This is a genomic window from Kitasatospora sp. NPDC048662 (assembly GCF_055587065.1).
Window position 1 is genome coordinate 44317 of the sequence record NZ_JBVJHA010000010.1, and the last position, 19454, is coordinate 63770.

General features: G+C 72.0%; 15 protein-coding genes and 1 other RNA gene. 15 read left to right on the forward strand and 1 reads right to left on the reverse strand.

Features of this window, described 5'->3' with window-relative positions; translation table 11 throughout:
- Positions 1 to 3 precede the first annotated feature (3 nt).
- The 7 genes from smpB to ACZ6R9_RS24675 all read left to right on the forward strand — a co-directional run bounded on the left by smpB (position 4) and on the right by ACZ6R9_RS24675 (position 8631).
- Entirely contained in the window at positions 4 to 480 is a 477-nt protein-coding gene (smpB, locus tag ACZ6R9_RS24645; RefSeq protein WP_380483539.1) for an SsrA-binding protein SmpB, read from the forward strand.
- An 82-nt stretch (positions 481 to 562) separates the two neighbouring features.
- A complete protein-coding gene (locus ACZ6R9_RS24650) occupies positions 563 to 1825 on the forward strand; it encodes an alpha/beta hydrolase (RefSeq protein WP_380483541.1) in 1263 nt (420 codons plus the stop codon).
- Between the two features lie 77 nt (positions 1826 to 1902).
- Positions 1903 to 3189, forward strand: a complete 1287-nt coding sequence (locus ACZ6R9_RS24655; RefSeq protein WP_380483543.1) for an alpha/beta hydrolase — start codon at positions 1903 to 1905, stop codon at positions 3187 to 3189.
- A 90-nt stretch (positions 3190 to 3279) separates the two neighbouring features.
- Positions 3280 to 3658, forward strand: a transfer-messenger RNA (tmRNA) gene (gene ssrA, locus ACZ6R9_RS24660).
- Positions 3659 to 3806: 148 nt separating this feature from the next.
- Complete coding sequence (locus ACZ6R9_RS24665) at positions 3807 to 6107, forward strand: HelD family protein (RefSeq protein ID WP_465540391.1); 2301 nt, start codon at positions 3807 to 3809, stop codon at positions 6105 to 6107.
- Between the two features lie 327 nt (positions 6108 to 6434).
- A complete protein-coding gene (locus ACZ6R9_RS24670; RefSeq protein WP_380483546.1) occupies positions 6435 to 7910 on the forward strand; it encodes an NAD-dependent malic enzyme in 1476 nt (491 codons plus the stop codon).
- Positions 7911 to 8349: 439 nt separating this feature from the next.
- Positions 8350 to 8631 carry an HU family DNA-binding protein gene (locus ACZ6R9_RS24675; protein ID WP_014136004.1) on the forward strand — a complete coding sequence of 94 codons (282 nt, stop codon included), beginning with the start codon at positions 8350 to 8352 and terminating at the stop codon, positions 8629 to 8631.
- 75 nt (positions 8632 to 8706) lie between these two features.
- Here ACZ6R9_RS24675 and murA read toward each other — a convergent pair whose 3' ends face one another.
- Positions 8707 to 10062, reverse strand: coding sequence for a UDP-N-acetylglucosamine 1-carboxyvinyltransferase (gene murA, locus ACZ6R9_RS24680; RefSeq protein ID WP_380483548.1), 1356 nt, complete (start codon positions 10060 to 10062; stop codon positions 8707 to 8709).
- A gap of 218 nt (positions 10063 to 10280) precedes the next feature.
- Here murA and ACZ6R9_RS24685 point away from each other — a divergent pair, with 218 nt between their 5' ends.
- The 8 genes from ACZ6R9_RS24685 to ACZ6R9_RS24720 all read left to right on the forward strand — a co-directional run bounded on the left by ACZ6R9_RS24685 (position 10281) and on the right by ACZ6R9_RS24720 (position 19454).
- Positions 10281 to 10859 (forward strand): YqgE/AlgH family protein, encoded by a 579-nt coding sequence (locus tag ACZ6R9_RS24685; protein WP_380483549.1) that lies wholly within the window; start codon positions 10281 to 10283, stop codon positions 10857 to 10859.
- Between the two features lie 60 nt (positions 10860 to 10919).
- Positions 10920 to 11195 (forward strand): DUF3039 domain-containing protein, encoded by a 276-nt coding sequence (locus ACZ6R9_RS24690; RefSeq protein ID WP_030459614.1) that lies wholly within the window; start codon positions 10920 to 10922, stop codon positions 11193 to 11195.
- A gap of 67 nt (positions 11196 to 11262) precedes the next feature.
- Positions 11263 to 12894 carry a beta-N-acetylhexosaminidase gene (locus tag ACZ6R9_RS24695; RefSeq protein WP_465540395.1) on the forward strand — a complete coding sequence of 544 codons (1632 nt, stop codon included), beginning with the start codon at positions 11263 to 11265 and terminating at the stop codon, positions 12892 to 12894.
- Positions 12895 to 13105: 211 nt separating this feature from the next.
- Entirely contained in the window at positions 13106 to 14005 is a 900-nt protein-coding gene (locus ACZ6R9_RS24700) for an FAD binding domain-containing protein (RefSeq protein ID WP_380483552.1), read from the forward strand.
- Positions 14002 to 15150, forward strand: coding sequence for a (2Fe-2S)-binding protein (locus ACZ6R9_RS24705; RefSeq protein WP_465540397.1), 1149 nt, complete (start codon positions 14002 to 14004; stop codon positions 15148 to 15150). Before ACZ6R9_RS24700 ends, ACZ6R9_RS24705 begins: the two co-directional genes overlap by 4 nt.
- The gene (locus tag ACZ6R9_RS24710) at positions 15147 to 17444 is read left to right on the forward strand and encodes a xanthine dehydrogenase family protein molybdopterin-binding subunit (protein ID WP_465540399.1); all 2298 of its coding nucleotides are present in this window, start codon (positions 15147 to 15149) and stop codon (positions 17442 to 17444) included. The genes ACZ6R9_RS24705 and ACZ6R9_RS24710 overlap by 4 nt, the downstream gene beginning before the upstream one ends.
- A gap of 188 nt (positions 17445 to 17632) precedes the next feature.
- Positions 17633 to 18994: a S8 family serine peptidase gene (locus ACZ6R9_RS24715; RefSeq protein ID WP_465540401.1), complete on the forward strand. Its 1362-nt coding sequence runs from the start codon at positions 17633 to 17635 to the stop codon at positions 18992 to 18994.
- A 130-nt stretch (positions 18995 to 19124) separates the two neighbouring features.
- Positions 19125 to 19454, forward strand: a complete 330-nt coding sequence (locus ACZ6R9_RS24720) for a hypothetical protein (RefSeq protein ID WP_465540402.1) — start codon at positions 19125 to 19127, stop codon at positions 19452 to 19454.

A 19454-nucleotide genomic window follows, 5' to 3' on the forward strand; every position in this document is an offset into this window, starting at 1 on the left:
GCTATGGCAAAGGAAACGGGCAAGAAGCTGGTCGCGCAGAACAAGAAGGCGCGGCACGAATACACCATCCTCGACACCTACGAGTGCGGAATGGTGCTCACCGGAACCGAGGTCAAGTCGCTCCGCGAGGGCCGGGCCAACCTGGTCGACGGCTACGCGTACATCCAGGGCGGCGAGGCCTGGATCGACAACGTCTTCATCCCCGAGTACACCCAGGGCACCTGGACCAACCACTCGGCCCGCCGCAAGCGCAAGCTGCTGCTGCACAAGATGGAGATCCGCAAGCTGGAGTCCAAGGCCAAGGAGACCGGCCACACCCTGGTCCCGCTGTCCCTGTACTTCAAGGACGGCCGCGCCAAGCTCGAAATCGCCCTCGCCGTCGGCAAGAAGCTGTACGACAAGCGGCAGACCCTGCGCGAGCGGCAGGACCGCCGCGAGGCCGACCGGGCGGTTGCCGCGGTCCGCCGCCGGCAGGGCTGACGGCCGCGCTGATCCGGCGTCAGGTCAAGGGTGTGCCAACCCGGTTGCGTGCGGTGACCGGACGCTTTCGTACGATCTCCGGGTGGACTCCTCACTGCTGAGCGGCTGGCTCCCGTGGACGTTGCGCATTCTGGCCCTCGCGGCGGTGGGTGCGGCGGTGGTTCGGGTCAGCCCGTTCTGGGTGCGCCGCCGACTGCCGTGGGCGGCCGGCGGGGCGCTCCTGGGCACCGGGCTGATCGCCGTTGTGGTGGTGCTGTTCGGCGATGTCCAGGACGGGCTGCCGGTCGGGATGTGGTTCTGGGTGTTCTGCGCCCTGCTGGCGCTCGGCACGCTCGCCTGCGGCCTGCAGGGCGCCCGCTGGTGGAACATGACCGCGGTGCCGATCGCCACCGCGCTGTCCGTGCTCTGCGGCGCCAACTCGCTGAACGCCGCCACCGGTTACTACCCGAGCGTGGACATCGCCCTGTCCGACCTGGCGGGCGCCCCGGTGCCCCAGCAGATGAGCCTCGACCAGGCGCTCGGCACGGTCGGCAAGGCCACCGAGGGCCGGGTGGTCGCGGTCGACATTCCGGCGGAGCCCAGCGGTTTCCAGCACCGGCAGGAACTGGTCTACCTGCCGCCGGCCTGGTTCAAGAGCAAGAACCGCCCGCAGCTGCCGGTCGTGGAGATGATCGGCGGCCAGTACATGTCCCCCAGCAACTGGGTGCGGGTCGGCGACGCGGTGAAGACCGCCGACGCCTACGCCGCCGCGCACGACGGCTATGCCCCGGTGCTGGTCTTCGTGGACGCCACCGGCGGTTTCAACGCCGACACCGAGTGCGTCAACGGTCCGGCCGGCAAGGCCCAGGACCACCTGGTCAAGGACATCCCGCCGTTCATCGTGAAGACCTTCGGCACCGCCTCCGGCCCGCGCTCCTGGTCGGCGGCGGGCTGGTCGATGGGCGGCACCTGCGCCCTCGACCTCGGCGTGGTGCACCCCGAGGTCTTCGGTCACTTCGTCGACATGGCGGGCGACCTCGGACCGAGCACCGGCAGCAAGCAGCAGACCATCGAGAAGCTGTACGGGGGCGACGCCGCGGCGTGGGCCGCGAACGACCCGCTGACGGTGCTGCGCGGCAAGCACGGCGACTACAGCTCCTCCTCCGGCCTGTTCATGGTCGGCGACACCGAGGCCGGCCACATCGCCAACGCCAAGGAACTCGACCGGGCCGCCAACGCGGCCGGCCTGAAGACCCGGGTCGAGGTCCACCCCGGCAAGCACGACTGGCAGTTCGGTGCTTTCGCGTTCAAGGAATCGCTGCCCTGGCTGGCCAAGGAACTCGGCCTGCCGGGCGCCGGCGGCTGACCGGCGGCACTGTCGCAGCTTCGTCACCGTCCACCCGGAGGGCGCCGTGCCGCCGTTCGGGCGCCTACCATCCCCGGGTGGACATCTCCTTGCTGGACGGCTGGTTCCCGTGGACGGTGCGCGCGCTCGCCGTCGCCGCACTGCTGGCCGCGGTCGGCCGGCCCGGGCGCCGCTGGTGGCTGCGTCGGCTGCCGGTGGCGGTCGGTGCGGCGGCCGGTGCGGCGGCGCTGCTCGCGGTCGGGGTGCTGGAGCTGTCGGGGATCACCGACCCGCTGCCGACCGCGCTGTGGGCCTGGCTGGGCGTGGCCCTGCTGGCGGCGCTGGTGCTGGTGCTCGGTTGGCGCGGGGCGCGCTGGTGGCACCGGGCGGCGGTGCCCGTCGCGGTGCTGGCGGCGGTGCTGGCCGGGGCGAACACCCTGAACGCGGAGACCGGCTACTACCCGACGCTGGGCGACGCGATCGGCGAACTCTCCGGCTCCCCGGTGCCCGACCAGATGAGCCTGGACCAGGCGCTGCACACCACCGGCCGCACCGGCACCGGCCGGGTGGTCGCGGTGGACGTCCCCGCGGTGCCGAGCGGCTTCGCGCACCGGCAGGAGCTGGTGTACCTGCCCCCGGCCTGGTTCCGCAGCAAGATCCGGCCCAAGCTGCCGGTGGTGGAGATGGTCGGCGGCGAGTTCGCCGCCCCCGACAACTGGGTGCGGGCCGGCAACGCGGTGAAGACCGCCGACGCCTACGCGGCCAAGCACAACGGCTTCTCCCCGGTGCTGGTGTTCGCGGACGCCACCGGCGGCTTCAAGGTCGACACCGAGTGCGTGGACGGCCCGGCCGGGAACGCCGCCGACCACCTGGTCAAGGACCTGCCCAAGTACGTCGAGAAGACCTTCGACACGGCCGCCGACCCGAAGAAGTGGGCGATGGCCGGCTGGTCGATGGGCGGCACCTGCGCGATCACCCTGACCGCGGCCCACCCCGAGGTGTTCGGCCACTTCCTGGACATCTCCGGCGACCTCGGCCCGTACATCGGCGACAAGCAGCAGACCATCGACAAGCTGTACGGCGGCGACGCCGCCGCCTGGGCCGCGTACGACCCGCAGACCGTGCTGGCCGCGCACCGCGGCAAGTACAAGGGCGTCACCGGGATGTTCGACGTCGGCGACCAGGAGAGCGGGCAGCTCGCGCACGCCAAGCAGCTGGAGGCGGCGGCCGGGAAGGCCGGGCTGGTCACCCGCCTGAGCGTCGAGCCCGGGCGGCACGTCTGGCAGTTCGCGGCGGGTGCCTTCGAACGCCAGCTGCCCTGGCTGGCCCAGCAGTTGGGCACCCCGGGGGCGGCCGCGAAGAACCCGCAGGCAGCCGCTCGTTAATGCGCTGGACCCTTGACGCGCCGCCCGAGTACTATGGCAGCGCATCACCCGGAGGGCCTCGCCCGCCGGTGCTGTTTGTCAAATGAACATGGGGATGATCGGTTTCGACAGTGGCTGTCGAAACAGGAGAAGCGAGCCGAGGAACGCGGCAATGATCTCGTTAACCATCTGTCGCAAAAAAATAATCGCCAACTCTAAGCGCGATTCCCAGCAGTTCGCTCTCGCTGCCTGATCAGCGAAAGTGAATGGGTGTCAGCCCGGGGCGTTCCCGACCCGGATCCTGGCATAATCTAGGGAACTCAACCTTCCACCCCGGCCGCGGGGGTGGCGGGGAAACCAAACAGTGGCTGGGCCTGTTGGCGGCTTGTCCGCGTGACTGCCAGGGCCGAGAAACTCACAGCGGACTGCGCTCGGAGAAGTCCTGAATCCTCTCCACTGGACCCGGGTTCGATTCCCGGCATCTCCACCACCCCATGTGCATCGCAGAGCCGTCCTCCACCCGGAGGGCGGCTCTCGTGCGTTCCGGGGGTGTTCCGTGGGTGGGGGTCCTCGTCTGCGGAACAGTTCATCCCGTAAGATCGTCCGTCCGCCTTTTTCTCCGTACCTCAGGGGGCTCCTTGGGCGCGCACGGCTCTGCCGAGCACCACACCGATACTGTCCGCGACCGCGAGATCGCGGGGGAGCAGCAGCATCTCGACACCGTCTACCAACGGCTCGAGGAGAAGCTCGCCGAGGCGGAGTACATCCTGGAGGACGCCGCGAAGCGCGTGCAGGTCGGCACCCCCGGCGCACTCGCCGAGCGCGACGCCCAGGTGTACCGCGCGGGCGCGCACCTGCAGCGGCTGAACAACGAGTTCGAGGACTTCCTCTTCGGACGCATCGACCTGCAGCAGGCCGATGCCCCCGAGGAGCACGGGATCCCCTCGCAGACGCCGATGGACCCGGCCGACCCGGCGGTCGCCGAGAGCCTGCACATCGGCCGGCTCGGCGTACTCGACGCCGAGTTCGGCCCGCTGGTGATCGACTGGCGGGCCCCGGCGGCCGCACCCTTCTACCGGGCCACGCCGCTGGAACCGGGGCGGGTGATCCGCCGCCGGGTGATCCGCTCCAAGGGCCGCAAGGTCATCGGCGTCGAGGACGACCTGCTGCGCCCCGACCTGACCCCGACCCTGGACGGCGAGGAACTCGCCGTGGTCGGCGACGGCGCGCTGATGGCGACCCTGGGCCGGGCCCGCGGCCACACGATGCGCGACATCGTCTCCTCCATCCAGAAGGAGCAGGACGAGGTGATCCGGGCGGCCGCGGCCGGCGCCACCCTGGTCACCGGCGGCCCCGGCACCGGCAAGACCGCCGTCGCCCTGCACCGCGCCGCGTTCCTGCTCTACCAGGACCGCCGCCGTTACGCGGGCGGCATCCTGGTGGTCAGCCCGACGCCGCTGCTGGTCTCCTACACCGAGGGCGTGCTGCCCTCGCTGGGCGAGGAGGGCCAGGTGGCGATCCGCGCGGTCGGCAGCCTGGTGGACGGCATCGAGGCCACCCGCTACGACAGCCCCGAGGTGTCCCGGATCAAGGGCTCCTCGCGGATGGTGCAGCTGCTGCGCCGGGCCGCCCGGGCGGCCCTGGAGCTGGACGCACCGACCGAGCTGAAGGTGTTCGCCCGCGGCCAGGCGCTGCGGCTGGACGCCGGCCGGCTGAAGACCGTGCGCGGCAACGTGGTGGGCGGCGGCGGCACCCCGCTGAACCTGCTGCGCCCGCGCGCCCGCCGTCTGCTGCTGGACGCGCTCTGGTCGGAGGCGGTGCGCGAGCTGCCGAAGCCGGTCAGCCACGCCGAACGCGAGCAGCGCCAGGAGGAACGCGAGTCCTTCGACGAGTACGTGTCCGACGAGGCGGTGTTCCTGGACTTCCTGGACGCCTGGTGGCCGGCCGTCACCCCGCGCCGGGTGCTGGCCACGCTGCGCCAGCACCGGCACACCAACCGGATCGCCCGCCGAGCCGTCACCCCGGAGGAGGCCCGCCTGCTGGCGGCGTCCTGGCGGCACCTGGACGAGCGCGGCGCCGGCGAGCTGTCGGCGCACGACGTGGCGCTGGTCGACGAGCTGCAGGTGCTGCTCGGCGAGCCGGCCCGTCCGAAGGTCCGCGAGGTCGACGCGATCGACCTGCTGACCGGCCTGGACGAAGTCACCACGTACGGCGAGCGGACCTACGGCCGGCGGGAGCGCGAGCGCGTCCCCGAGGAGCGGCGCGAGTACGCGCACGTGATCGTGGACGAGGCGCAGGACCTCACGCCGATGCAGTGGCGGATGATCGGCCGCCGCGCCCGGATGGCGACCTGGACCATCGTCGGTGACCCGGCGCAGTCGTCCTGGCCGTTCCCCGAGGAGGCGCAGGCGGCGATGGGCGAGGTGCTGGCGGGCAAGCCGCGCCGCCGGCACACGCTGACGGTGAACTACCGCAACCCGGCGGAGATCGCCGAGGTGGCGGCGAAGGTGCTGGCGCTGGCCGCGCCGGGCACCCCGTCGCCGAGCGCGGTCCGGGCCACCGGCGTGCGGCCGCGGTTCGCGGCGGTCCGGGAGGCCGACGCGGAGTCCTTCGGCAAGGCCGCGCGGGCCGAGCTGGAGCGGCTGCTGGCCGAGGTGGACGGCACCGTCGCGGTGGTCGTCCCGATGGACCGCCGCGCGGAGGCCGCGTCCTGGACCGAGGGCCTGGGCAGCCGGGTGGTGGCGCTGGGCAGCCTGGAGGCGAAGGGCCTGGAGTACGACGCCACCGTGGTCGCCGACCCGACCGGCATCGCCGGCGAGTCCGAGGCGGGCCTGCGGGTGCTGTACGTGGCGCTGACCCGCGCCACCCAGCGGCTGACGGTGCTGTCCGGCCCGGACGACCTGCCGGACGCCGCCGGAGTCCCGGCCCTGCTGAAGTAGCACGCACGAAGGCCCCCCACCCGGAGGTGGGGGGCCTTTCGTCAAGCAGAACACCGACCCGCCATGCTCGCCTCGCGGCAAGTGGTCCCTCGAAGGGACGAAGGTTGGGCCCGGGGGCTTGGATCGAGCCGGTGCCGTTCCAATGTAACGCATCGGCGCCCACGGGCAAGGACGCCGTCTGCCCGGGACCGGGCGGGTTTGTCGGATCCGCACACTCAATGAACGTTATTTCTGGCAAGCCCTCGGTAGGTGCGACGATCGATACCTAGCATGCTGCGCGATTACCAGGCCGTTCACGGTCTGCTGATTCTAGGAAGAAGGACGTCGATGGCGACGGTGCCCAGTGTCTCGAACTCGATCACGGTCCGGTTGGAGGTGCCGGCCACCGGCAACGCGGTGAGCTCCATCACCACCGCGGTCGAGTCCTCCGGCGGCTCGGTCACCGGCCTGGACGTCACCGCCTCCGGCCTGGAGGCGCTGCGGATCGACGTCACCGTGGCGGCGTCCTCGGTGGCGCACGGCCAGGAGATCGTGGAGAAGCTCCGCGCGATCGACGGCGTCAGCATCGGCAAGGTCTCCGACCGTACGTTCCTGATGCACCTCGGCGGCAAGATCGAGATGTCCTCGAAGCTGCCGATCCGCAACCGTGACGACCTCAGCATGATCTACACCCCCGGCGTGGCCCGGGTGTGCATGGCGATCGCGGAGAACCCGGAGGACGCCCGCCGCCTGACCATCAAGCGCAACTCGGTCGCGGTGGTCACCGACGGCTCGGCGGTGCTGGGCCTGGGCAACATCGGCCCGAAGGCCGCGCTGCCGGTGATGGAGGGCAAGGCGGCGCTGTTCAAGCGCTTCGCGGGCATCGACGCGTGGCCGCTCTGCCTGGACACCCAGGACGCCGACGAGATCGTGGCGATCGTCAAGGCCATCGCCCCGGGCTTCGCCGGCATCAACCTGGAGGACATCTCCGCGCCGCGCTGCTTCGAGATCGAGGCCCGGCTGCGCGAGGCACTGGACATCCCGGTCTTCCACGACGACCAGCACGGCACCGCGATCGTGGTGCTGGCCGCGCTGACCAACGCGCTGAAGGTGGTCGGCAAGGAGATCGGCGAGATCCGCGTGGTGATGAGCGGTGCCGGCGCCGCGGGCACCGCGATCCTCAAGCTGCTGATGGCCGCGGGCGTCGCGCACGCCACCGTGGCGGACGTGCAGGGCGTGGTCCACCTCGGCCGCGGGGACCTCAACGAGAACCTGCGCTGGATCGCCGAGAACACCAACCGCTCCGGCCGCACCGGCACCCTCAAGGAGGCGGTGGCCGACGCCGACGTCTTCATCGGTGTCTCCGCCCCGAACGTGCTGGACGGCGACGACCTGGCCACCATGGCCAAGGACGCCATCGTCTTCGCGCTGGCCAACCCCGACCCGGAGGTCGACCCGGCGGTGGCCCGGCAGACCGCCGCGGTGGTCGCCACCGGCCGCAGCGACTTCCCCAACCAGATCAACAACGTGCTGGTCTTCCCGGGCGTCTTCCGCGGCCTGCTGGACGCCCAGTCCAGCAGCGTCGACACCGAGATGATGCTGGCCGCCGCCCGCGCGCTGGCCACCACCGTCACCGACGACGAGCTGAACGCGAACTACATCATCCCCAGCGTCTTCCACCCGGGCGTCGCCAAGACCGTCGCCTCGGCCGTCCGGGACGCCGCCGTGGCGGCCCGTGGCGACGCCGAGACGGCCCCCGCGAAGCCCACCCCGGGCATCGTCGGAACGCTCGACACCGCCGCGTTCCCGGCCGTTCAGCTCTGAGCCGGTGAGCGCCCGGCACGTTCGCCGCGGCCGGATTGCGGCGAACGTGCCGGATCCCTTGCGACACAAGGGAAAGGGGCGTGTTTGGGCTTGTCGGTGCCAGGGCGTACGGTAGCCCTGCGACGGGGCGGCGTGTCCGACAAGTACGGAACGTCCCCGGTTGTGCCACGGCGTGTCGTCCCGGCCGCCGCCCGCCCCGGCCACCCCGGAGCCGACGGAGCGTCACACCTCTGTCCGGTGGGCGCTGTTCGGGTCAACCACGCCGGTACCCGATTGGCTTTCTCAGTGCCGGTCGAGGCAGGATTCGTACCCAGGCGGGCAGTTTGCGGCGCTTCGCGGTGCGAGCCCGGCCCCTGACCACCCCTCGCCTGAACGAGCACCGTGCCGCGGACCGGCCATGCCTCCGCGCACGGCAGAGCAACAGACCACAGGAGTACACATGAACCGCAGTGAGCTGGTGGCCGCGCTGGCCGAGCGCGCCGAGGTGACCCGCAAGGACGCCGACGCCGTGCTGGCCGCCTTCGCCGAGATCACCGGCGAGGTCGTCGCCAAGGGCGACGAGAAGGTCACCATCCCCGGTTTCCTGACCTTCGAGCGCACCCTGCGCGCCGCCCGCACCGCCCGCAACCCGCAGACCGGCGAGCCGATCCAGATCGCCGAGGGCTTCAGCGTCAAGGTGAGCGCCGGCTCGAAGCTGAAGGAAGCCGCGAAGGGCAAGTGACCCTCCGCTGAACGCGACGGTGGCCGGCCTCCCCTCGGGGAGGCCGGCCACCGGCTTGTTACGGGCCCTGCGCCGTCAGGCGGTCAGCTCGACCTCGGCCGAGTCGACCTCCGACGGCAGCTCGATGTGCGCGCCCAGGTCGCGCAGCTTGTCCATGAAGTTCTCGTAGCCGCGGTTGATCAGGTCGATGCCGTGCACCGTGGAGGTGCCCTCGGCGGCCAGCGCCGCGATCAGGTACGAGAAGCCGCCGCGCAGGTCGGGGATGACCAGCTCGGCGCCCATCAGCTTGGACGGGCCGGAGACCACCGCGGAGTGGTTGAAGTTGCGCGCCCCGAACCGGCACGGGGTGCCGCCCAGGCACTCCCGGTACAGCTGGATGTGCGCGCCCATCTGGTTCAGCGCGCCGGTGAAGCCCAGCCGGGACTCGTACACCGTCTCGTGCACGATCGACAGGCCGGTGGCCTGGGTCAGCGCCACCACCAGCGGCTGCTGCCAGTCGGTCTGGAAGCCCGGGTGCACGTCGGTCTCCAGGGCGATCGCCTTCAGCTCGCCGCCCGGGTGCCAGAACCGGATGCCCGCGTCGTCGATCTCGTAGGCGCCGCCGACCTTCCGGAAGGTGTTCAGGAAGGTCATCATCGGGATCTGCTCGGCACCCCGGACATAGATGTCGCCCTTGGTCGCCAGCGCCGCGCAGGCCCAGGACGCGGCCTCCAGACGGTCCGGCAGCGCTCGGTGGGTGTAGCCGTCCAGCTCGTCCACACCGGTGATCAGGATGGTGCGGTCGGTGCCCAGCGAGATGATCGCGCCCATCTTCTGCAGCACGCAGATCAGGTCGACGATCTCCGGCTCGATCGCGGCGTTGCGCAGCTCGGTGACGCCCTCCGCGAGCACCGCCGTCAGCAGCACCTGCTCGGTGGCGCCGACCGACGGGTACGGCAGCTCGATCTTGGTGCCGCGCAGCCGCTGGGTGGCCACCAGGTAGGTGCCCTGCGGGTGCTTCTCGATGGTGGCGCCGAACTGGCGCAGCACCTCGAAGTGGAAGTCCACCGGCCGGCCGCCGATGTCGCAGCCGCCCAGGCCCGGGATGAACGCGTGGCCGAGGCGGTGCAGCAGCGGGCCGCAGAACAGGATCGGGATGCGCGAGGAGCCGGCGTGTGCGTCGATGTCCGCCACGTTGGCGCTCTCGACGTGCGACGGGTCGAGGATCAGCTCGCCCTCCTCGTCGCCGGTGCGGACAGTGACCCCGTGCAGCTGCAGCAGGCCGCGGACGACCTTGACGTCCCGGATGTCCGGAACGCTGCGCAGTCTGCTGGGGCCCTGGCCGAGCAGTGCGGCGACCATGGCCTTGGGGACCAGGTTCTTGGCACCGCGGATCTGGATCTCGCCTTCCAGCGGGTTTCCGCCGTGGACCAGCAGGACGTCGTCGGTCATCGTTCTCGCAATCCGGGTGCGCAGGGGGAGGTTTTCGGCTGCGAAGCTGAGGGAAAGGCCCTTCGCCACCTCATAGATGGTAGAGGGTGGGCGATTGGTTCCCGTGTGCCCTATTGGTGATCATGCTGGAGGGGGTGCCCGGCGGCACCGCCATTGGGCCGGACGGGTGGCCTGCCCGCGGTCCGCCGGGTGTCCCGCAGGGCCCGTCGGGAGGCATCATGGCAGGCATGGAAGCGGCCCCCTCGTTCACCGGGCGACTGCTCGTGGCGACGCCCGTGCTGACGGATCCGAACTTCGCCAGGTCGGTCGTCCTGCTGCTCGACCACGACGCCCAGGGGGCGCTCGGCGTGGTCCTCAACCGGCCCACCCCCGTGGACGTGGCCGCCGTGCTGGACGGCTGGGCGTCGCTGACCGGCGACCCCGCGGTGGTGTTCCAGGGCGGCCCGGTGGCGCTGGACTCGGCGCTGGCGATCGCCGTGGTGCCCGGCGAGGAGACCCACCCGGGGCCGCTCGGCTGGCGGCGGGTGCACGGGGCGATCGGCCTGGTCGACCTGGAGGCCCCGCCCGAGGTGCTGGCCGGGGTGCTCGGCGGCATGCGGGTGTTCGCCGGCTACGCCGGCTGGTCGCCCGGCCAGCTGGAACAGGAGATCGCCGAGGGCGCCTGGTACCCGGTGGAGTGCGAGGCCGGCGACGTCTCCTGCGTCGAGCCGGACCGGATGTGGCGGGCCGTGCTGCGCCGCCAGCGCGGGCCGCTGGCGATGCTCGCCACCTACCCGGACGACCCGATGCTGAACTGACCGGCGGCCTGTTCCCGCATGGTGGCCGCGTTCCGCGCGGCCACCATAGACTTGGCACCCATGAGCACTCTTGAGCCCGAGCGCGGCCTCGGCACCGGCACCCTGGTCGAGCCCGTCCCGCAGACTTCGCACGGGGACGGCGACCACGAGCGCTTCGCCCACTACGTCCAGAAGGACAAGATCATGGAGAGCGCGCTCTCCGGGTCCCCCGTGGTGGCGCTGTGCGGCAAGGTCTGGGTGCCCGGCCGCGACCCGAAGAAGTACCCGGTCTGCCCGATGTGCAAGGAGATCTTCGACGGGCTGAACAACCCGGGCGGGGACGACAAGAAGGACTGACGTCCGACCGGTGCGACGCCCCGAGTGGTCTATGCCAATCGGGGTTCACCGGGGCAGGATGAGGCGCATGGACCTCATCCCTGCCCCGTTGCACGTCCAGACCCCCGCCGACACCGCCCCGTTCGAGCTGCGCGCCGGCGCCCGGATCGCCGCCGCCCCGGGCACCGGCGGTGTGGCCCGGCGAGTGCGCGCCGAGCTGTCCGCCGCCACCGGCTTCGACCTGGACCCGGCCCCCGCCGGGCAGGCCGGTGACCTGGTGCTCGCGCTGGACGACACCCTGGCCGCCGAGGAGTACCGGCTGAGCGCCGGCCCGGACGCGGTGCGGCTCACCGGCGGCAGCGCAGCGGGCCTGTCGCACGCCGCGCAGACCCTGCGCCAGCTGCTCGGCCCCGCCGCGTACCGCACCGCCCCGCTGCCCGGCGCGCGCTGGACGGTGCCCGCGGTGGAGATCCACGACGCGCCCCGGTTCGGCTGGCGTGGCGCGCTGCTCGACGTCTCCCGGCACTTCATGCCGAAGGCCGGGGTGCTGCGGTTCATCGACCAGCTGGCCGCGCACAAGCTGAACGTCCTCCACTTCCACCTGACCGACGACCAGGGCTGGCGGATCGAGGTCAAGCGCTACCCGAAGCTCACCGAGACCGCGTCCTGGCGGGAGCGGTCGATGGTCGGCTACCGGGCCGGCGGGCGCCGCGACGACCAGCCGCACGGGGGCTACTACACCCAGGACGACCTGCGCGAGATCGTCGCCTACGCCGCCGCGCGGCACATCACCGTCGTCCCCGAGGTCGACCTGCCCGGCCACAACCAGGCCGCCATCGCCGCCTACCCCGAGCTCGGCAACACCGATGTGGTGGACACCGCCGCGCTCGGCACCTGGACCGACTGGGGTGTCAGCGAGAACATCCTGAACGCCTCCGAGGCCACCCTGCGGTTCTACGAGCACGTGCTGGAGGAGGTACTGGAGATCTTCCCCTCCACCTTCGTCCACCTCGGCGGCGACGAGTGCCCCAAGGACCAGTGGAAGGCCAGCCCCGCCGCACAGGCCCGGATCGCCGAACTCGGGCTGAGCGACGAGTTCGAGCTGCAGAGCCACGTCATCCGGCACTTCGACCGCTGGCTGGCCGAGCGCGGCCGCCGCCTGATCGGCTGGGACGAGATCCTCGAAGGCGGCCTCGCCCCCGGTGCCGCGGTCTCCTCCTGGCGCGGCTACGAGGGCGGCATCGCGGCCGCGCGGGCCGGGCACGACGTGGTGATGTGCCCCGAGCAGCACGTCTACCTCGACCACCGGCAGGACGGCGGCGAGGACGAGCCGATCCCGGTCGGCTGGGTGCGCTCGCTGGAGGACGTCTACCGCTTCGAGCCCGTCCCGCCGCAGCTCGACGAGCAGGCCGCCCGGCACGTCATCGGCACCCAGGCCAACATCTGGACCGAGTTCATGCTCGACGGCCGGGACGTCGACTACAAGGCGTTCCCGCGGCTGGCCGCGTTCGCCGAGGTCGCCTGGTCCGACCTGCCGCGCGACCCCGGCGCGCGCGACTGGGCGGGCTTCGAGACCCGGATGGCCGGCCACTACCCGCGCCTGGACGTCCTCGGCATCGAGTACCGCCGCCCCGAGGGCCCGCGCCCCTGGCAGCGCAAGCCCGGCATCGTCGGCCGGCCGCTGGACGGCCGTCCGGGCGCCGGGCCGGCCGTCGGGTAGGACGTACCGGAACTCCGGGCGCGGCCGCCTCGTCATGATCAGGTGAACAACCGATCACCTGGACATCGACCCGGTCGCGTTAGCGCCCGGAGTTGTCCCGAGTTGTTCGGACCTGTCCGCGACCTCGGAAATGATCAGCGGTCTTTGTGTGCCAGAGTTGCCCAACCCGCACCGATCGCCCGTACCCTACGGGCGGCAGGCCGCACTGCAAATGGAGCACGGTGGGAACCTGGTGAACCGGACGATCATGATGCCGGCCTCGGTCGACGAGGCGGTCGAAGCGCTGGCCGCCACCCCCGGGGCGGTGCCGGTGGCGGGCGCCACCGACCTGATGGAGGCCGTCAACGGCGGGCGGCTGCGGCCCGCCGCCCTGATCGGACTCGGCCGGATCACCGAACTGCGCGGCTGGCGCTACGAGGACGGCGGCACCGCCGTCCTCGGCGCCGGCCTCACCCACGCCCGGATGGACCGCCCCGACTTCGCCGCGCTGATCCCCGCCCTCGCCGACGCCGCCCGCACCGCGGGACCCCCGCAGGTGCGCAACGTCGGCACCCTCGGCGGCAACATCGCCACCGGCGCCCCCGCCGGCGACACCCTCCCGGTGCTCGCCGCCCTCGAAGCCACCGCCACCCTCGTCCGGCCCGGCACCGTCCGCGACGTCCCGATCAGCCACCTGCTCACCGGACTCGACCCGCTGCGCCCCGGCGAACTGCTCACCTGGGTGCGGGTGCCGCTGCTGCACGCCCCGCAGGTGTTCCTCAAATCCACCGGCCGCAGCGGACCGTCCCGCGCCGCCGCCTCCGTCGCGCTGGTCCTCGACCCCGCCCGGCGCGGCGTGCGCTGCGCCGTCGGCGCCGTCGCCCCCGTCCCGCTGCGGCCCCTGGAGGCCGAGAACTGGGTGGCCGGCTGCATCGACTGGGACGCCCGCGGCCAGGACGGCGCGGTCCTGATCGACCCGGCCGCGCTCGCCGCGTTCGGCGAATACGTGGCCGGCGCCTGCGTCCCCGAGGGCGGGGCACCCGAGGAGGGGGCGGGCCCGGCGGCCGCCCGCCTGCGGCGTACCGTGGCCGTGCTGGCCCGCCGGGCGTTGGGAAGGGCGCTGAAGAAGTGACCGACGAACTGCTGAACCACCCCGGAGCGCTCACCGGCGACGTGCGCCCCACCACCTCGTACACGCTGCGCGTCAACGGCGTCGAACGGCCCGTCAGCGAGGCCTGGATCGGCGAGAGCCTGCTGTACGTGCTGCGCGAACGCCTCGGCCTGGCCGGCGCCAAGGACGGCTGCGAACAGGGCGAGTGCGGGGCCTGCTCGGTGCAGGTCGACGGGCAGCTGGTGAACGGCTGCCTGGTGCCCGCCGCGCTCGCCGCCGACAGCGAGATCAACACCGTCGAGGGCCTGTCCGGCACCGGCGGCGCCAGCGACGTCCAGCAGGCACTCGCCGACTCCGGCGCCGTCCAGTGCGGCTACTGCACCCCCGGCCTCGCGATGGCCGTCCACGACCTGCTGCAGCGCAACCACCGCCCCAGCGAGATCGAGGCCCGCCAGGCGCTGTGCGGCAACCTGTGCCGCTGCACCGGCTACCGGGGCGCACTGGCCGCCGTCCAAGCCGTCGCCGACGCCCGCGAGGCCGCCCTCGAAGCGGAACTCGACGCCGCCGAACAGGCCGCCGCCACCGTCGCCGAGACGCCGCCGCCCGCGCCCGAACCCGCCCGGGCCACCGAACAGTCCTTCGCCGACCTCGCGCTGGCCGGCGAGCTGCCGCTCTACGCCGACTCCGAACTCTGGCACGAGGCCGACCAGTTGATCCCCCAACAGGCCCCGCCGCCGACCCCCGCGCACGGCACCCCCGTGCCCGGCGGCTGGGAGCCCACCCCCGCCCACGGCACCGCCGCCGACGCCGCCGTCCACGGCACCCCCGCGCACGGCACCCCGTACCTGCCCACCCCGCCGCACGGCACCCCGCAGCAGGACGCGGGTGTCTACGAAGCGGCCCCGGCGCACGCCACCCCGGCGCACGGCTTCCCGCCGCACGGCACCCCGGCACACGGCACCCCGGCACCCGGCTTCCCGCAGCAGGACGCGGGTGTCTACGAAGCGGCCCCGGCGCACGGCACCCCGGCGCACGGCTTCCCGCAGCAGGACGCGGGCGCCTACGACGGCACCGTCTACGCCACCGACGGCTACGGACACCAGTACACCGGCTACGACGCCACCACCGCCCACGGCATCAGGCTCCCCGAGGACGAGAACGCATGACCTCCGCCACCGAGCTCCCGGCGGCCGCCCCCGCGGACGACGAGACCGGCTCCACCGGCCTCGGCAGCTCCCCGCTGCGCACCGACGCCCTCCCCAAGGCACTCGGCATCTACCCGTACGCCGCCGACCTGTGGGCCGAAGGGCTGCTCTGGGGCGCCGTGCTGCGCTCCCCGCACCCGCACGCCCGGATCGTCTCCGTCGACACCTCCGCCGCGCTCGCCGTCCCCGGCGTGCACGCCGTGGTCACCGCCGCCGACCTGCCCGCCGGCGCCGACGGCGCGCCCGTCGTCGCCGACCGGCCGGTGCTCGCCTCCGCCGTGGTGCGCCACCACGGCGAGGCCGTCGCCGCCGTCGCCGCCGACCACCCCGACACCGCCCGGCTCGCCGCCGCCGCGATCCTGGTCGAGTACGAGGTCCTGGAACCCGTCACCGACCCCGAAGCCGCCTTCCACGCCCCGCCGCTGCACCCCGACGGCAACCTGCTGCGCCACCTGCCGCTGCGCACCGGCGACCCCGACGCCGTCGGCGAGATCGTCGTCGAGGGCCTCTACCAGGTCGGCCGGCAGGACCCCGCCCCGATCGGCGCCGAGGCCGGCCTCGCCGTGCCCCGCCCCGACGGCGGCGTCGAACTGCACCTGTCCTCCACCGACCCGCACGGCGACCGCGACCGCACCGCCGCCTGCCTCGGCCTCGAACCCGACCGGGTCCGGCTCGTCGTCACCGGCGTGCCCGGCGCCGACACCGACCGCGAGGACCTGTCCTTCCAGGTCACCCTGGCGCTGCTCGCGCTGCGCACCGGACGCCCCGTCAAGATGACCCTCACCCGCGCCGAGTCCTTCCAGGCGCACGCCACCCGGCATCCCGCGCTCCTGCGCTACCGCCACCACGCCGACACCGAAGGCAAGTTGGTGAAGGTCGAGGCGCAGATCCTGCTGGACGGCGGCGCCTACGCCGACGTCTCCGCGGAGGCGCTGGCCGCCGCCGTCGCCTTCTCGGTCGGCCCCTACACCTGCCCCAACGTCTTCGTGGACGCCTGGGCGGTGCGCACCAACAACCCGCCCGCCGGACGGATGCGCGGCGAGGGCGCCCTGCAGACCTGCTTCGCGTACGAGTCGCAGCTCGACCAGCTCGCCAAGCAGCTCGGCGTCGACCCGGTGGAGATCCGCCGCCGCAACGCGATGTCCACCGGCGACCCGCTGCCCACCGGACAGGCCGTCACCTGCCCCGCCCCCGTCACGGCCCTGCTCGACGCGCTCGCCGAGTCCCCGCTGCCGGCGCTGCCCCTCGACGACCCCGAGGCCGACTGGCTGCTGCCCGGCGGCCCCGGCGGAGCCGGCGACCCCGCCGCGGTGCGCCGCGGCATCGGCTACGCGGTCGGCATGGTGCACATGCTCGGCGCGGAGGGCGAGGACGAGGTCTCCACCGCGACCGTCCGGGTCTCCGGCGACCACGCCACCGTGATCTGCGCGGCCGTTGACGCCGGGCAGGGCTTCGCCACCCTGGCCCGGCAGATCGTCCAGTCGGTGCTCGGCGTCAGCGAGGTGTACATCGCGCCCGTCGATTCCGACCAGTCCGCGGCCGGCCCCGCCGCCCGCGGCCGGCACACCTGGGTCTCCGGCGGCGCGGTCGAACGGGCCGCGCTGATGGTCCGCCACCAGATGCTGCAGCCGATCGCCGCGGACTTCGGGATGTCCGTCGAACTGCTCACCATCAGCGACGGGAAGATCACCTCGTACGACGGTGTGCTCGGCATGCCGGTCAGCCAGGCGCTCGAAGGCCGCGAACTCTGGGCCACCGCCCAGTGCCGCCCGCACCCCACCGAACCCCTCGACCCCGAGACCGGGCAGGGCGACGCCTTCGTCTCCATCGCCTTCTGCGCGATGCGCGCCGTCGTCGACGTCGACATCGAACTCGGCGCCGTCCGGGTCGTCGACGTGACGGTCGCCCAGGACGTCGGCCGCGCCCTGAACCCCCGCCAGATCGAGAACCGGATCGAGGGCGCCGTCGCCCAGGGCGTCGGACTCGCCCTGCTGGAGAACCTCCGCACCGAACACGGCATCCCCCTCAACGCCTCCCTCACCGGCTACCGGCTGCCCACCGCCCTCGACACCCCCGACATCCGGATCGCCGCCCTCCTCGAAGAACGCGACGTGGTCGCCCCCTTCGGCGCGAAGGCCGTCAGCGCGGCCCCCGCCGTCGTCGCCCCCGCCGCCGTAGCCGCCGCCGTCCGCGCCGCCACCGGCCTCCCGGTCGGCCGCCTTCCCATCCTCCCGGAGGACGCCATCCTCGCCTGACGGGCGATCAACATCCGCGCAGGCCCCTCATGTCCGACGATTTGCGGCGAGCCTGTGGCGGGTGTCCGGCGTGCGGACGAGCGCCGGACGGTACCATCGGATGGTCCTGTGTTCCGGGGGCGTTGCGAGAACGAACGGGCTGTCACTCGACCGACGGGGTACTGATGAGGCTGACGAGACTCACGCGCGTGCTCGGCGCGACCACGCTGACCGCAGGCTTCCTGCTGACTGGCTTGCCGACGGCGTCCGCGGACCAGGTGCGTGACGGGCAATGGGCGAACCAGTACTTCAACCTCGACAAGGTGTGGTCGATCACCAGGGGCGAGGGCGTCACCGTCGCGGTGATCGACAGTGGAGTGAACGTCAACCACCCCGACCTTGCAGGTCACACGCTGCCTGGGTACGACCCGAGCGGTGGCAACAACGAGGTGGGAGCTTCCAACCCGCACGGCACCGGAGTGGCGAGCCTGATTGCCGGCCAGGGTCACGGCAGCGGCAATGGCGACGGCGTGGTGGGGCTGGCTCCCGGGGTCAAGATCCTGCCCATCTACAAGGTTGGCGCCGGAGGCGGCAGCGGGATCGCCGAAGGCATCAAGTGGGCGGTGGATCACAACGCGAAGGTGATCAACATTTCGCAGGGTGGTGACACGCTCAACCCGCGCGAGAGCGATGCGATTGCCTACGCCTATCAGCACGATGTTCTGGTCGTGGCCGGCACGGGCAACTCCGGAGCTTCGGTGTCGTATCCCGCCAAGATCCCAGGGGTTCTCGCTGTTGGTGCGATCTCCCAGGATCTGAAGGTCTGGTCGAGGTCCAACTTCGGCCCGGAGGTTCTTCTTACGGCGCCTGGAGTGCGCATCGTTTCCGCAGGCAACTGTGGGGCCAGTCAGTACTGCATGGACGACGGAACCTCTTACGCGACTCCGTATGTTGCCGCTGCCGCGGCTCTGGTGCGAGCGAAGTTCCCGAAGCTGACAGCTGGGCAGGTCGCAGAGCGGCTGGTCAAGTCGGCGGCACGGCCCGCCGGGGTGAGCAAGCTCCCTGACGAGCACTATGGCTATGGCATTGTCAACCCGTACGAAGCGCTGACCATGGACATTCCAGCTGGGGCTGCCCAGGGGCCGCTGGCGCTTCCGGAAGGTGTGGACGGTGGGAACGCCGGTCCTTCGGCCAGCGCTGGGGCGACTGCCAGCAGCCAGAGTTCCGCTGATCCCGGCTCCGGAGTGGGAGATCCCGGAGCGGCACCGGAGTTGAAGCAGCCGACCAGCTCGACCATGCCGCTGATCCTCGGTGCGGTCGGTGGCGCGGTGGTGCTGCTCATCGTGATCATCGCGATCGTGGTGGCGAACAGCCGGCGGCGGAGTCGGTCGCAGAGCGTGCCCGGTCAGCCAGGTGGTCCGGCCCCTTACGGTGCTCCGCCGGGCTGGCCGCCCGCTCAGCAGCCGCCGTACGGCCAGCAGCAGGGAGCCCCGCAGTACGGTCAGCAGCCGCCGCCCGGCTACCCGCCCCAGCCGCCGACGTCCTATCAGAACCCTTATCAGGGACAGTAATCAGTCGCGTCGAGGGCGTGTCAATACACCCTCTGAACGCGATACGATCGAACGCTCTGAGTAAACGGTCAGCCCACCCACCAGAGCGCTACCACGGGGAAGTTTCGACACTCCAGGGGGAGAGGGCCTCGTGTCCAACGGATTCAGCGTTAACCCGGATGAGCTGGAGGCAGTGGTCAAGCGACTGCGGGCCCTCCAGCAGAACATCAGCACGTGCGGCACCAACACGAAGTACAAGACCGACATCTCCCGAGATGCCTTCGGCGGTGACTTCGTCGAGGCGCAGGCACTGTATGACGCGCACGGCAAGATGCAGGCGTTCCTGACCAAGACGATCGCGGATCTTGACGCCCTGATCAACGAGTACGGCGACAAGACCCAGACCGCTCATGCCAGGTACACCGGTGTTGAGCTCGACAGGCAGACGACGATGAACCAGCTGAACCCGAGGACGGTCTGA

What these genes read in the sequence shown, in the direction of transcription:
- ACZ6R9_RS24695 (WP_465540395.1), top strand. Translation starts at nt 11,263, where the DNA reads ATGGACCTCATCCCTGCCCCGTTGCACGTCCAGACCCCCGCCGACACC.
- ACZ6R9_RS24690 (WP_030459614.1), top strand. Translation starts at nt 10,920, where the DNA reads ATGAGCACTCTTGAGCCCGAGCGCGGCCTCGGCACCGGCACCCTGGTC.
- ACZ6R9_RS24700 (WP_380483552.1), top strand. Translation starts at nt 13,106, where the DNA reads ATGGAGCACGGTGGGAACCTGGTGAACCGGACGATCATGATGCCGGCC.
- ACZ6R9_RS24710 (WP_465540399.1), top strand. Translation starts at nt 15,147, where the DNA reads ATGACCTCCGCCACCGAGCTCCCGGCGGCCGCCCCCGCGGACGACGAG.
- smpB (WP_380483539.1), top strand. Translation starts at nt 4, where the DNA reads ATGGCAAAGGAAACGGGCAAGAAGCTGGTCGCGCAGAACAAGAAGGCG.
- murA (WP_380483548.1), bottom strand. Translation starts at nt 10,062, where the DNA reads ATGACCGACGACGTCCTGCTGGTCCACGGCGGAAACCCGCTGGAAGGC.
- ACZ6R9_RS24685 (WP_380483549.1), top strand. Translation starts at nt 10,281, where the DNA reads ATGGCAGGCATGGAAGCGGCCCCCTCGTTCACCGGGCGACTGCTCGTG.
- ACZ6R9_RS24675 (WP_014136004.1), top strand. Translation starts at nt 8,350, where the DNA reads ATGAACCGCAGTGAGCTGGTGGCCGCGCTGGCCGAGCGCGCCGAGGTG.
- ACZ6R9_RS24670 (WP_380483546.1), top strand. Translation starts at nt 6,435, where the DNA reads ATGGCGACGGTGCCCAGTGTCTCGAACTCGATCACGGTCCGGTTGGAG.